This is a genomic window from Bacillus sp. ISL-47, assembly GCF_018613175.1.
GTDB lineage: Bacteria > Bacillota > Bacilli > Bacillales > Cytobacillaceae > Cytobacillus.
Genome location: NZ_JAGGQS010000039.1, coordinates 55784 through 69860 on the forward strand (window position 1 = coordinate 55784; position 14077 = coordinate 69860).

Below are 14077 nucleotides of genomic sequence, written 5' to 3' on the forward strand. Positions count from 1 at the left end.
ATTTTTAATATGTATATTCTAGGAAGTCAGATATTTTGCTATTAAAAAAAATCCTGTCAGTAAATTCTAAAGGGAATTTTGGCCCATATAATAATACTCAATACTTTAAAGGCAGGGGGACTGGCTTTGATAGCTGAGAGAGTTTTTAAATGTGGTGAATGTAAACTAAATAATGGTCAACAAAAGGTGTTTTATGATACCTCTGAAAACAAAGAAGACTTGAAAGTAATGTTTCTATTTGAAAGCCCTGGAGGCGAAATAGATACTGAAGAAAAATTAGAAGAATTAAATAGAATGACACCTGAGCAGGTTACTTTGGAACATAGAAAGAATTTTGACCCTTGGCCTAGCAATTATTATCTAATCTTTAGAGAGCTATGTAAAACTTTGCATCATAAAGGATACATAGGAAATTATCCAAATCGTCTTGGTACTGACATAATGAAAGAAATCTATATAACAGATGCAGTGAAATGCAGAGGAGATAAAAAGGAAATTGAAGATTACAGGAATATGAACGGCTTTAGCTGCACAGAGCTTTGTAGTGATACTATTCTAAAACAGGAATTAGATCGTTTAACTAATTTAAAACTAATCGTTTCTTTTGGGAACTGGGCAAATAAAGCACTAAATACATTAGTTGAAATGAAAGGGCCAGGCAGACTAGTTAAACAAGGTCCAGCATTAAGAACCTTATTATATGAATACGACTTAGAATACTATCAGCAATTCTGCAGGACTTCCATAAAAGAACATGGAAAGGTTTATGACTTTGATTACAAATACCCGAATGGACAAACAACAACAATAAAAAATATTCATCTCTATCACCCTAGCTGGTTTTACAATACAAATAGATGTTTAGGAAAAGCCAATAAAGCCTCTATAAGGGAGAAGTTACTTATCGAATCGATCGAGTGGTGCTTTTCTAAAATCTAGAATCTATTTTATCATTTCTAGGGAGTTTAAAAGGTTTAGTAATAAGTAAATCCTTCCCTTTATAGCACTTTCTGATATCATGTACTTAAAATATAGAATCGTGGTTGGGTGGGACACGGGGACAGGTCCCTTGTCCCATCAAGAGGACACGGGGACAGGTCCCTTGTCCCATTAAGATTTGAGGTAGGACTGGGACAGTGAACCTGTCCCTCTGTCCCACTCTGTCCCCAATATCAGGTAGATTATTTATAGAATAATTCCTAAAATTCCTGTGGCAGATTAACTTCTTCCTGATTCATTCTCACTCTTATTTTGGAAAGATGCATTAATAACTTTTCTTTAGCAAGGTTTTTATCCCCGTTTTTGACAGCATCTAATATCTCACGATGTTCTTGTATAGCTGATGTAAAATTCGTTGTATTATTGAAACTCATTTTCCTGGCTTCTTTAATGATATTGATATTTAGCTTCATAAAGTTAACAATCACGATGTTTTTAGATGCCCGTGCAAGCTCAATATGAAAATCATAATCCAATGACCGATTTTCTTGATTTTCATTTAGTCCCTTTTCTAATTGATCAATTTCTTCTTTTGTTATTCGTTCGCAGGCAAGTTCAACCATTTTGAGCTCTAGTATTTCTCGAATTTCCAAGAGGTCAATGATTGCAGCTTTCTGCAGTTCCGAAATGATGGAATTATTCATTTTCGTATACGCATTCGTTTGGATGTTCCTTAAGTATCTGCCCCCGCCTGGTTTCGTTTCAATTATTCCTTGTTCCTCAAGAATCCGAAATGCCTCTCTTAAAGTACCTCTGCTAACACCTATTTTATTAGATAATTCTCTTTCAGTTGGCAGCCGGTCACCGAGCTTTAAATCACCTGATTCGATTTGATTTTCAATTTGTTCTAAAACCTGTTCGTATAATCTGTTATATTGAACCCGATTAAAAGACAATGACATCACACCCAAATCATATTTTTATTGTGAAAAGCAACTTGAAAATATAAAATATTTTGATAATTTAGAATACATGTATTGACCTGAAAAATATCCCATGCTATGATTTTACCCATAAATAGTAAAAATTTCAATTAAATTGGTCTATCCAATTATCCAATTGAATAATTTCATTAAAAGGAGCTGGTGAATAGGGTAAGTTTTATGCTCTCCATTCTTTTGATATTGTGCAAAATTAAGGGTGAAATTGATAACGCTTTAATAGTTGGTCCTACCAATTATCCGGTTACTTATTAATACATCATCTTTCTGCTTGTACATTAAAAAATGAAAACGCTTTTAAAACTGGATCACAATTACCCGTTAAATATGCCGGGAAAGGAGATAACATTTTTGTTTAATTCAATTGATTCATTATTGAATGCCCAATCTATTGCTGTTGTTGGTGCTAATGAGAAGAGTGGATATAGTGGAAGACTGATAAAAAACCTGATTAATAATCAATATTCCGGAAGGGTATTCCCTGTAAATCCTAAATATGAAAAGGTGTTTGGGGTCGATTGCTTTCCATCTATTTCAAGCATTAATAACCATATCGATCTCGCCATAATCATTGTTCATGCAGATTTCGTCGTGCAGATTGTTGAGGAGTGTGAAAAGAAGAAAGTTTCTTCGATACTAATTATTTCAGCCGGTTTTAGTGAACATGATAAGGTACTAGGTTCAGAAAGAGAAGAGAAATTAAATGAAATAGCTAAAAGAAGCGGGATGCGTATTGTAGGTCCTAATTGTCTTGGCATTGCAAATGTAGTAAACAATATGTGGGCGTGCTCCTTGTCAACGTTAGGTACCAATACCATAAAGGAAGGAAGGGCGGGGTTAATTTCCCACAGTGGTGCAACCGGATTTGGCCCGCTGCTGACACAGGCAAGGGATAAGGGTGTTGGTTTTAAGTACATAGTCACAACCGGGAACGAAGCCGACTTAAACCTATGTCATTTTATTAAGTATATGCTGGAGGATGAAGAGATCGATGTAATCGCGGTTCTGATAGAAGGACTGAAGGATGGAAAAGAGTTTTTACGTATAGCTGAAAGAGCGAAGGAGCTTAAAAAGCCAATCGTTGTTTTTAAAATTGGCGAGTCTGAAGTAGGACAAAGAGCAGCGGCTAATCATACAGCCTCCATGACGGGCGATGACGATATTTTTAATGCCATTGTGGAACAAAAAGCATTAATTAGAGTAAATGATTACGATGAATTAATCGATTGTGTAAAAGTTCTTCAAAATAAAAAAAGATTACTAAATAAAAAAATGGCTGTTGTCTCACACTCTGGCGGAATTGGAGGAACAATGGGGGATAAGCTTGGGAAATTTGGCTTTTCTGTTCCTGTTTTATCAGAGGCTGCACAGCAATCAATAAATCAATACTTAAAAGGATTTGGCTCTCCACAAAATCCGCTTGATTTAACAGGTCAGTTAAGAAGTGGCAATCTAAAAAAAATAATTGAAATTGTAGAGAAGCATGAAGATATAGATGGCTATGTCTTTGCCACACATGGAGATGAAGAGACTGTCAATAGAATCATAGAAATTGATCAAACTCTCGAAAAACCTTTATTTGTTGTCTGGACTGGAAGTATATATGATGAAAGTTTAAATATATTAAAAAACTCCTCAATCCCCATTTTTTTACTCCCTGAAAAAGCAAGTAAAATCCTTGCAGCTATCATCAATTGGGGCAAGAACGTACAAAACACTCACATGTCTAACGATATTAAAATCCCATCTGAGATTCCCATAAAAATCAACGAATTTAGAGAAAGTACCTTAAATGAAGTTCAAGCAAAATCAATTTTTAGCTCCTTTGGAATTCCTGTCCCTCATCAAGTTTTGCTGGAAGCAAATCAAGATGTTAAGAATTTAAAATTGGATTTCCTTCACCATAAATATGTCATGAAACTGGTTTCGAACAAGATAACTCACAAAAGTGAAGTAGGCGGAGTCGTTCTTAATATTGATTCAATAGATAAATTTGAAGAGTCTCTTGGATTTTTGCAGAAGTTAAAAAATAGCTACCCTGACATACAGGATATTATGGTCGAGGAAATGTGTGAAGATGGATTGGAACTGATTGTTGGGATCAATAAAGATCCGCAATTTGGCCCTGTTTTAATGTTTGGCCTCGGAGGAATAACAGCAGAGCTTTTCAAACAAGTGGCTTGGAGAGTGCTGCCCATTAACCGCTTTGATATCAAAGAAATGATTTATCAAATTCCTGGATTAGTTGAACTAATTCAAGGTTACAGAAACCAGCCATCCTATGATATGGAAGCATTAATAGATACACTTGAAAGGCTGTCTTTACTTGGCCAATCAGCTGAAATTGAAAGTGTGGAGATTAATCCGTTAAGGCTTTTGCCAACAGGCAAAGGAGTTGTCGCCTTAGATGGAATTGTAACCTTAAGAAAATTGGAACTAACCGCAAATTAACGTCTGCGGATTAATAATTATTTCTAGGGAGGAAATATGATGAAGAAAATAGTCAATGTTTTCATTTGTTTCATGATTATTGCTTTAGTGGCTGCATGCTCAAATCAAACAAGTAATACGAAAGGAAGCAGTTCTGATCAAAATGCATCGGCAGATAATAATTCCTCGAATGCTTCTCAAGAAAGCAAGGAATGGTCACCTGAAGGAAGTCTTGAGTTTATCTCCAGTTATTCTCCAGGCGGTGGGCATGATACCATGCTAAGGGCAATGGTAAAGGTTATGAATGGTGAAGGAATTATTGAAAATCCAATTACCGTCGTTAATAAGCCAGGCGGAAGTGGTGCTGTTGGAATGGCCTATTCTGCCAGTAAAAAGGGAGAAGAAAATTACATTATGACTGTTACTTCATCTTTCTTAACTACACCATTACAAGGGAATATCCAGTATTCTTATAAGGATTTTACACCGATTGCCAGATTGGGCCTGGATCCATATGTTGTCTTGGTAAATGCAAAGAGCGGAATTAAAAATTTTGAGGATTTAAAAACTTTTATTGAAACGAAAGATCCTACCTTTGGAGGAACTTCAGTAGGCAGTGGTGAACATATGCTGGCAATACAGATGAACAAAGCGTTAGGCACAGAGGTTGAATATGTGCCATTTGAAGGGGACGGCGAGGTTGTAACCGCTTTGCTGGGCGGCCATATAGATGTCATGGCAAATAATATTGGCTCTGCTATTGAGTACGTAAATAACGGTGATATGATTCCTGTTGCAGTCAGTTCTTCGGAGAGACTGGAACAGCTTCCTGATGTGCCGACATTCAAAGAGCTGGGATACGATATTGAGTGGATGTTATACAGAGGAATTTACGGACCGCCTGAAATGCCTGAAGAAGCAGTGAAATGGTTTGAAAGTAAACTGAAAGAATTAAGTGAAAATCCTCAATGGGAAGCTGAGTACTTGGATAAATACATGGTTGAGAGCGGTTACCAGGGGGCAGATGAATTTGAAAGCTACTTAACCGAAATGAATGTAATGTATGAGAAAAATTTAAAAGAACTAGGTGTAATTCAGTAATAAATAGTTTGCTGGCAGGTTTCCCCTAATGTTTAGGGGAACTTGCCTGTATTGAGGAGGTTTTTATGATAGATACAAAGAAAAGCAGTTTCTTGCGAAGGTCAACATTAATCATGCCTGCTAATAAGCAAAAGTTTATAGAAAAAGCTTTAGATAGAGGTGCAGATGCCATCCAGCTTGACCTTGAGGATGGGGTAGCGCCTCAAGAAAAACAAGAAGCAAGACAATACTTAAAGGAAAGCATCGGGTTTTTAAATACTGGGAATGTTGAGGTTTTAGTAAGAATCAATGACGGGCTTGAAATGTCACAATTAGATTTGGAAGCAGCGATTCTACCTGGATTAAACGGAATTGTTATTCCAAAGGTAGAAGATGCTCTAACCGTACAAAGATTGGAAGACATCGTTCAGGAGCTGGAGGTAAAAAGAAATATCACTAGTGGAAGTATACATTTTACTATCTTAATAGAAACAGCTAAAGGATTCATGAACATTAAAGAAATAACCAGGGCAAGCTCCAGAATCGTTGCTATGAATCTTGGAACTGAAGATTTTACCTTGGATCTGGGGATTGAACCTAGTGATGCAGGAGATGAATTATTAGTACCTAAAATGCAAGCGATGATTGCTGCAAAAGCTGCAGGAATACAGCCGCTGGGTATTGTAGGATCCATGGCCGGATTTAATGATTTGGAAAATCTATATAAGGTCGCAAGAAAATCCTATCAGCTTGGACATGTGGGCGCCAGCTGCATTCATCCTGCACAAGTAGCGGTTATGAATAAAGCATTCTCACCTACAAGTGAACAAATTGATTATGCGAAAAGGGTTGCAGACATCTTTGAGAAAGCAAAAAGCCAGGGGGATGGCGCGGTTGCCTTAAATGGAAAGATGATCGATATTCCGGTTGCAAAAAGAGCGTATAGTATCCTGGAAAAGGCTGAGAGAATCAGGATCAAAGAACAGAAGCTGAATTTAACTTAAATAGTATAAGGTGGGATCCTTTTGAAGATAGCGGAAATTACCTTTGGCATCTTTTTATTGGGTATATCAATTTTGATGTTTATCCTTGGACTGACATATCCTTATCAAACTCAGTTTGGGCCAGGCCCCGGCTTTTTCCCTGTGTGGGTAACAGGAATCATGATTGTCATTTCAACCATATTTCTATTTACACTGCTTAAAAAGAATTTTCCGGAGAAATTTTTTTCAGACTCAAAGGGAAAGAAGTTCTTTTTAGCTTATATTGCTTTATTCATAGCGGGAATTGTTCTAATTGATATTTTGGGTATGATGGTTTCTTTTGCTTTGTTTTCTCTCTTAGTTTACAAATTTATGGAGAAATATAATTGGAAAAGAAGTGTTAGTGTTTCTATAGGGACAATGGTTATATTATTTCTGATTTTTAAAGTTTGGCTGAAGGTGCCAACTCCTTCTGGATTACTCTTTTTATAAAGTGAGGTGTTAGACTATGGATCTTCTAAGCAATATTGCAATGGGAATAGACCTGGTTTTCAATATTCAAATTTTACTTCTTGTTTTATTAGGCAGCGTGATTGGGACACTGGTAGGTGCTTTGCCGGGCCTTGGTCCTTCTGCTGGTGTGGCCCTTTTATTGCCAGTCACTCTTAATCTGCCTCCATCTGCTGCATTAGTATTTTTGTGCAGCATTTATTTAGGAACGATGTATGGGGGACGTATTACGTCTATATTAATTAATACACCTGGCGATGCTCCGGCAATTGTAACTGCTTGGGATGGATATCCAATGATGAAAAAGGGACAAGGCGGAATCGCTATGGGGATTTCAGCTATAAGTTCCTTCATTGGAGGATTAATCTCCCTAATCATTCTTGCAGTGGCAGCCCCTTTTGTCGCACAATGGGCATTAAGTTTTTCTGCACCTGAATACTTTGCCATGATGATTTTTGGTTTTGCTACTATTGCCAGTCTTTCTGATAAAAATTACTTAAAATCGATTATGATGGTTCTAATGGGATTTATGGTTGCGATGATCGGGATGGACTTTATCTCAGGATTTGGCCGCTATACTTTTACTGATCACTTACTTGAAGGTGTTGACTTTGTAGCGGTTATTATCGGGCTTTATGGTATTGGGGAAGTCCTTTATAATGTGGAAACTAGCTTTAAGCTAAATTTAAAGAAGGAAAGTGTGGAGCTTAAAAATTTATTTCCTAAATGGAAGGATATTAAAGGTACCACGGGTTCCATTTTAAGAGGAACCGGGTTAGGAGCCTTCATCGGAATGCTTCCGGGTGCGGGTGGAACTATGGCCACATTCCTTTCTTACTCTTTAGAGAAAAATATATCGAAAGAGCCGGAGGAATTCGGAAAGGGAAAAATTCAAGGTGTAGCAGCACCGGAGGCAGCAAACAATGCATCCGTAGGAGGGGCTCTGATTCCAATGCTCGCTTTGGGAATTCCAGGCGGTGGCGCCACGGCTGTTTTGATAGGGGCTTTAATCATTTTCGGATTACAGCCCGGGCCTCGAATTTTTGATACTTCCTCTGATGTAGTTTGGACAATCATTATTGGATTATTCGTAGCCAATATATTGCTGCTCTTAGCAAATATTTTCTTAATACCGCTGTTTGTAAAATTAATCTACTTTGGACAATGGTATCTTGGGCCTATTATTACATTTATTTGTGTCGTTGGCGCATTTAGTTTAACGTATAATAACTTTAATGTATGGGTTGCATTAGTTTTTGGAATACTCGGGTATTTCTTCAAAAAATTAGAATACCCAACAGCACCCTTCATTCTTTCATTAGTGCTTGCCCCTCTTGCAGAAGATTCATTTAGACAATCATTGATCCTATCAAGAGGTGAGCTATCCATCTTTTTCACTCGTCCAATCTCCTTAACCTTAATGGTTTTGGCCATTTTATTCTTAGTCTATCCGATTATTAAAAAGACTTTGCTTAATAAAGGTGAAGCTCCTAATATAAAGGCATAAATAAATTCCTAAAGAAGTAACAGTCTATCTATATAGAGATTGTCACTTCTTTTTTTATAGATTTAAAGTCTCTGAATTACTTTAATAATAAGTATAACGAAAGGTGACTATTGCCTTGAAAGTAATAACCTATTTTAATGAACATCTCATAACAATCATTACTTTCATCTTAATGATTGGAATTATGGGAACACGTCCCCTAATATCTTTACTCTCCAATGAGTTAAATGCCAGTCCTGTAGAAATTGGTATCATTATTGGCCTGTTTCCCTTACTGCCCACTTTTTTAGCAATAAAAATAGGGCATTATGTTGATTCCATAGGATATAAAACTCCCATTATCATCAGTACATTAATGTGTACTTTATCTCTATTAATTCCAATGTTTTTTGTAAGTCTGGAAGGAGTGTACATTTCTCAATTAGCAGCAGGAGTGGGGCAAACTACTTTTGTGGTATCCGCACAAGCTATGGCGGGACAGCTAAGCTCAGATGAAACGGTACGAGAAAAATATATAATGAAATTTAGTATTGGCGTTGCTTTAGGAAGTTTTATTGGCCCTTTAATAGGAGGATTTTTTGGAGAGAGATATGGGTACCCTTTGGCCATTGGATTTTTAGGGAGTTTAGGCATCATATCAACATTCCTGTCTCTTTTTCTTAAAGGAAGAGAAAGGGCTCATCATAACGAGCGGCAAGCAAAAAACAAAATCATCCATTCACTAGAATTATTGAAGATCCCACATTTAAGAAAGGCATTCCTGGTCAGTATTTTCGTTTTGTTAGGAAAAGATATTTTTACTGCATACTTTCCGCTGCTGGCTTTAGAGTTAGGGCTTTCTATTTCAATAATTGGGATTATTATATCTATCAATGCTGTTGCTGGGATCATAGTCAGATGGTCATTGCCATATCTTTTACACAAATGGTCGCGCAGTACAATTGCTTTTAGTTCCATTGTGTTGTCAGGAATCTGTTTCTTTAGTTTGCCATTTTTTCAGAGCTGGTTCATTCTATCTTTATTTTCTTTTATTTTAGGAATCGGGTTGGGAATAGGTCAGCCGCTGTCTATCTCTACAACCATTCATTATTTACCGAAGGAAAAAGTGGGAGAGGGCCTAGGCTTGCGATTAACTGCAAATCGCTTAACACAAATGTCATCACCCATTTTATTTGGGGGAATCGCTCAATTGACCAGTATGTCATGGGTTTTTTGGATCATTGGCTGTATTTTAGTAATAGGCGGAAAAAAGACACGATTAAAACCCGGTGCCTGACCCACTGGCCTTGCACCGCTTTAAAAAAGTCCCATATTATCAATAAAATGTATTTACACATAATAAAAAAACTCCTATTGTAGAAGTTGTTGACCTTGTTTTGTTCCCTTAAACAAACAAGTCTTCTACAAAGGAGTTTTTCCAATTGAACAATAAAAGTATAGGGCGACAAATGCTCATTTGTCAATGCTGGAAAAAGCGTGCCTGACCCCGAATACAGTGAAGTAGTAAAGTGTGGGGAATTTCATAACCAAAAACCTTGCTGATTTATACAGCAAGGTTTTTGGTTTTACTTACTTTCTCCCTTTTTGACTCATAAATTAGATGGTAGTGACCCAGTCCAGTGAATACTTTATTCGCTTTTGAACTCTACTTAAAAAGATCATTTTAACTCATTCCTGTAGATTCCCTATTATCATATTTTACATGGTAACGCTGGTAGTCTCTTTCTCTTCTTTCTTTACAGCTATTGGCCCACTATTTTGAGATCCTAAGATCACCCCAGAACCAATGAAGAGAAACCCTATAATTTGTAAAACCAAGATAGGCTCATCCAATACCAATACTGAAGTAATGGCTGCAACTAGGGGAATTCCGTTCATAAAAATTGCGCATTGACCGGGACCAAGGATGCTAATTCCTCGATTCCACAGCATATTTCCTATCCCTGTAGGAAATACACCGACATAGATCAGCATTACCCAGAGTAATAAACTCGTAGGCAGCTCACTCCAACCTTCCATCGTTTGTTCCCAGATCACCAAGGGGAAGTAACAGATTGAAGAAAGTGAGTAGGCGTACAAACTGATGATTGCCGGTGGAAACTTTATGTCAGTTGCTTTTTTTATAAATATGAAGCTAACACTAAAAGTTAGTAAGGCTCCAACGATATACAAATCACCAATGTTAAAAGATAAATGAATTAAGTTTGTGATTGCGCCTTCCAATACTACCAGCGAAACTCCAAAAAACCCAAGGCTAATACCAAGCATTTGCTTCCAGTGTAAAGGAACACTAAAGACCAAATACGAAATCAAGGCAGTTGCTAAAGGGGTTAATCCCATGATGAGTGAGGCATTAGTGGCTAACGTATATTTTAGCCCCATTTGAAAGAAAGCATTGTTAATAACAACCCCAATAACAGAGGCCCCTAAAACATAGCCCCACACCTTCTTATTTCCTGGCACAATAAAAAGGAATTTTCGAACAACCCAAATCAACGCAATAGCAGCAAAAAGGTTCCGAAAGAATAATAAAGTCCAAAAAGAGAAACTCTCAAGCAATATTTTTGTAATGACGAAATTGCTTCCCCACATTAAGATTACGAGTAACAAAATCCATTTTATGCGTGTTTGATTCAAATTTTCATCTTCTTTCAAAGTTAGTCTATTTACACCACAAAATCACTACTCTTTAGATATTTTTAAGAATTATTAAATCTCAGTAATTTAGCTGGCGATAAATCTCTTGGCAAAAGTGATTGTTCTTCTAATATTAATACTTGTTGTAATGGAAATAAACAATAAATTTAGGATATAGGTGGTTCTACGCCAGGAATGAACAAGTTTAATTGGCAAGATAGGGGGGGATAATATCCTTCCTATTTTTTGCAGCCATAAGAAAAAGAGTAGAAGCAGCCAGAAAAAGGCAGTACGAGCGGTATGGAAGAGAAATAGGCAACAGCAGAGTATCCTATGACACACTATTGAAAACAAGTCCCTTAACAGCTGAACAGCAGTGAACGGTGCAGCAGCTCTCCATAAAAAAAACTGGAGCAATCCACCCAGATTAAAATTATTCGTTTAGCAAGGACTATATCGGATTTGCAGGAGAGTGTAGGGATTACAGATCAAAGTTTATGGGAGGCCGTTAAGTTGAATAGTTTGGTTGAGAGGAAGAATGTAACTCAAAAAAGGTGAATGGCAGTTAACTAAAATAAAATCAAGAATTATAAATAAGTAATTAAAAGCCAAGGGAATGAATCCCTTGACTTTCAACATTACTTGCTCGGAATAATTGGCAATATGATATGTGATGGGTGTTCCGAGTCGTGATAGATCGTATTTTCCGCAATGATGGATTCAGAGTCCGTTCCCCACTTGTTTCCTGTGTTAGGGTTATTATCAAAGCGAGGGTAATTACTGCTTGAAACATCAACACGAATACGGTTTCCTTTGTTAAATATATTGCTGGTGGTACCTAAATCAATGGTATATTCATAGACTTCACCAGGATTTAATAATGTCTCTTTTTCCCTGGATTCACGGTATCTTGCGCGGATAATGCTATCCTGAATAATAATGGATCGTCCATCTGGGGAGACCTCGGTTAGTTTTACAGCAAAATCTGTATCTTTTGCAGAAGAGGATGCCCATAGTTTCACTTCAATTGGGCCCGTTACTTCCGTATCCTCTTTAAGTGCATCCGTTGTAAAGGTTAATACACCCTGCTCAATTTCCTGCTGGTCTTGTGGGCCGCGTTTTGAAGCTGGAGTTGTTCCAGATAAATTTCCACCTACTGTTTCAACAGGGTTATCAGGATCATAAGTATAGGCATCAGGCTTTTCATTTGCTTTAGGCTTTTCAGGAGACAGTACCCCGTCATTTAAGGAATGAATAGTTCCTGACTTTCCATCTCGCAGGTAATACTTCGTGTACTCAGTACGCGCTAATGGCCACTCCTTCTCTGTGCGCCAGTATCCGCTATTTTCTTCATCCATCACATACAATTTTACAGGGTCTTCGTCCATGACACCGTTTTTAATCCCTTTTAGCCAGTAATCAAACCAGCGCAGCTGTTCCAGGCGCCAATTTTCGGTTCCATTTTCTCCATTATGAACATCGCTTAAATCTGCTTCGGGAAATACAGCTTCTCCTACGTTTTTAGTCGGATATCCATGTGTCCAAGGGCCAATCATCAGCTTCTGGCTTTCACGGATATTGATAGGTTTCCCTACTGTTTTCAGCTTTCTTTTCTCAGGTCCATTTTCAGTAATTCCAATATAGTTGTTTGAGGTTCCGCTAAGTAAAATATCATACCAGCCGCCAACATGGTAAGTCGGCACTGGCCAGGAATCATGCCACTCCTGGGGAGAAATCTCTTTCCAATAAGCTCCATACTCAGGGCTTTGAAGTGCTTCTTTCCACCAGCCCTGGAGTTCATTTAATAGGGTGATTCCGTTTCTCGGGGTATAATTTAACAGCTCCTGGTAGTTTACATTGGCCAATTGCTCCTGATAATAAGTATTTCCATTTTGTTCATCCATGCGTCTTGCTGTATCGTGCGATTGCCCTAAAGTCCAGGAAAGATAGCGGTCCAGCTGCATGGCTCCGCCTGTAAAGAATACTTCCTCGGCGAAATTGCTCGCTCCTTCCAGCGGAATCATTGTGACAAGGTGTGGCGGTTTGGATTTAGCTAATACGTATTGGGTATAAGCCATATACGAAAGACCCATTGTACCGACTTTCCCATTGCTAAACTCTTGGGCTGCAGCCCATTCGATAAGATCATACCCATCATTTGCGTCATCAAAGATAAAATCCCATTCTCCTTCTGATTTGAACCTTCCTCTAGTATCCTGTACAACAACAGCATAACCCTTTTGCGCAAAGAAAGGTCCCTCTGCCCCGCCATAGGTATCCTTGTTATAAGGAGTCCTTAAAACAAGAGTGGGAAAGCCTTGCTTCTCCTCTTTTTTACTAGTAGGAGCTGGTAAGTATAGATCTGTTGAAAGCTTCACTCCGTCTCTCATCTCAACCATAACATCTCTTACTACATGATAATCATAATCCTCGCCATTTTTCACCTGCTTGCCTGATACTAATCCTGTAAAAAGAGACATGACCAGGACAGTAGTCAGCAGCAAAGAAAAAAGGACTCTTAGCCTTCCTTTCATCCACAACCCTCCAAATATTTTAGAATATTCAAACAGTTTTAATTGTATCTATTTGGTAATTTATTGTAAATGTGCTGATGGTACTATATAGACTTTCGGTTTCATTAGAAATGGCTTAATAAAACAAAGAAATGCTTACCAAATTTAGAAGATTTTATTTTAAAAAAATGCCCAATTTTGGCGAATGCGGTAACAAATCTCTTAAAAGAAAAATTGGAGTAGTGGGATCCAAAATAGAAATTATAGGATTGCTCGAACTATATCGAATTAGCAGGCCGTGTTTGGAAAATTACTGAACTAAGGGAGGGATGAAGGGGATAGTATATTGTTTAGGGAAGAATTGAAATAGAAAGCTTGTAATCGTTCAGTTTATTAAATATTCATAAATTATATCCAAACATAAAAACTATAAATCTACGCTTTAACTTACTTAAAAATAACATAATAATTTTCAAA

General features: G+C 37.5%; 11 protein-coding genes. 8 read left to right on the forward strand and 3 right to left on the reverse strand.

The annotated features are described in order from the left end of the window. The first annotated feature begins 126 nt into the window (after nucleotides 1-126). The gene (locus J7I93_RS13730) at nucleotides 127-939 is read left to right on the forward strand and encodes a uracil-DNA glycosylase family protein (protein ID WP_214726428.1); all 813 of its coding nucleotides are present in this window, start codon (nucleotides 127-129) and stop codon (nucleotides 937-939) included. A 260-nt stretch (nucleotides 940-1199) separates the two neighbouring features. Here the strand turns inward: J7I93_RS13730 and J7I93_RS13735 are convergent, their stop codons facing one another. After that, on the reverse strand, nucleotides 1200-1895 hold the full coding sequence (locus J7I93_RS13735) for a FadR/GntR family transcriptional regulator (protein ID WP_214726429.1): 696 nt from the start codon (nucleotides 1893-1895) through the stop codon (nucleotides 1200-1202). Nucleotides 1896-2291: 396 nt separating this feature from the next. On the opposite strand from J7I93_RS13735, the gene J7I93_RS13740 reads away from it, so the two are divergent. From J7I93_RS13740 to J7I93_RS13765, 6 genes are all read left to right on the forward strand, one after another. Next, a complete protein-coding gene (locus tag J7I93_RS13740; RefSeq protein WP_214726430.1) occupies nucleotides 2292-4391 on the forward strand; it encodes an acetate--CoA ligase family protein in 2100 nt (699 codons plus the stop codon). A gap of 36 nt (nucleotides 4392-4427) precedes the next feature. Then, a complete protein-coding gene (locus tag J7I93_RS13745) occupies nucleotides 4428-5471 on the forward strand; it encodes a tripartite tricarboxylate transporter substrate binding protein (RefSeq protein ID WP_214726431.1) in 1044 nt (347 codons plus the stop codon). A 65-nt stretch (nucleotides 5472-5536) separates the two neighbouring features. Beyond that, nucleotides 5537-6454: an HpcH/HpaI aldolase/citrate lyase family protein gene (locus J7I93_RS13750; RefSeq protein WP_214726432.1), complete on the forward strand. Its 918-nt coding sequence runs from the start codon at nucleotides 5537-5539 to the stop codon at nucleotides 6452-6454. Between the two features lie 21 nt (nucleotides 6455-6475). Further along, complete coding sequence (locus tag J7I93_RS13755; protein ID WP_214726433.1) at nucleotides 6476-6925, forward strand: tripartite tricarboxylate transporter TctB family protein; 450 nt, start codon at nucleotides 6476-6478, stop codon at nucleotides 6923-6925. Between the two features lie 16 nt (nucleotides 6926-6941). Next, on the forward strand, nucleotides 6942-8450 hold the full coding sequence (locus J7I93_RS13760; protein WP_214726434.1) for a tripartite tricarboxylate transporter permease: 1509 nt from the start codon (nucleotides 6942-6944) through the stop codon (nucleotides 8448-8450). Nucleotides 8451-8565: 115 nt separating this feature from the next. Continuing rightward, nucleotides 8566-9726, forward strand: a complete 1161-nt coding sequence (locus tag J7I93_RS13765) for an MFS transporter (protein WP_214726435.1) — start codon at nucleotides 8566-8568, stop codon at nucleotides 9724-9726. Nucleotides 9727-10148: 422 nt separating this feature from the next. On the opposite strand, the gene J7I93_RS13770 is transcribed toward J7I93_RS13765, so the two are convergent. Continuing rightward, nucleotides 10149-11105 carry a DMT family transporter gene (locus tag J7I93_RS13770; RefSeq protein ID WP_214726436.1) on the reverse strand — a complete coding sequence of 319 codons (957 nt, stop codon included), beginning with the start codon at nucleotides 11103-11105 and terminating at the stop codon, nucleotides 10149-10151. A 444-nt stretch (nucleotides 11106-11549) separates the two neighbouring features. Here J7I93_RS13770 and J7I93_RS25545 point away from each other — a divergent pair, with 444 nt between their 5' ends. Beyond that, nucleotides 11550-11645 (forward strand): hypothetical protein, encoded by a 96-nt coding sequence (locus J7I93_RS25545; RefSeq protein WP_353050272.1) that lies wholly within the window; start codon nucleotides 11550-11552, stop codon nucleotides 11643-11645. Nucleotides 11646-11725: 80 nt separating this feature from the next. On the opposite strand, the gene J7I93_RS13775 is transcribed toward J7I93_RS25545, so the two are convergent. Then, nucleotides 11726-13621 carry a CocE/NonD family hydrolase gene (locus tag J7I93_RS13775; protein ID WP_214726437.1) on the reverse strand — a complete coding sequence of 632 codons (1896 nt, stop codon included), beginning with the start codon at nucleotides 13619-13621 and terminating at the stop codon, nucleotides 11726-11728. Nucleotides 13622-14077 lie beyond the last annotated feature (456 nt).

Bases quoted from the DNA above. Each gene is read 5' to 3' on its own strand.
- J7I93_RS13745 (WP_214726431.1), top strand. From the start codon at position 4,428: ATGATGAAGAAAATAGTCAATGTTTTCATTTGTTTCATGATTATTGCT.
- J7I93_RS13775 (WP_214726437.1), bottom strand. From the start codon at position 13,621: ATGAAAGGAAGGCTAAGAGTCCTTTTTTCTTTGCTGCTGACTACTGTC.
- J7I93_RS13760 (WP_214726434.1), top strand. From the start codon at position 6,942: ATGGATCTTCTAAGCAATATTGCAATGGGAATAGACCTGGTTTTCAAT.
- J7I93_RS13750 (WP_214726432.1), top strand. From the start codon at position 5,537: ATGATAGATACAAAGAAAAGCAGTTTCTTGCGAAGGTCAACATTAATC.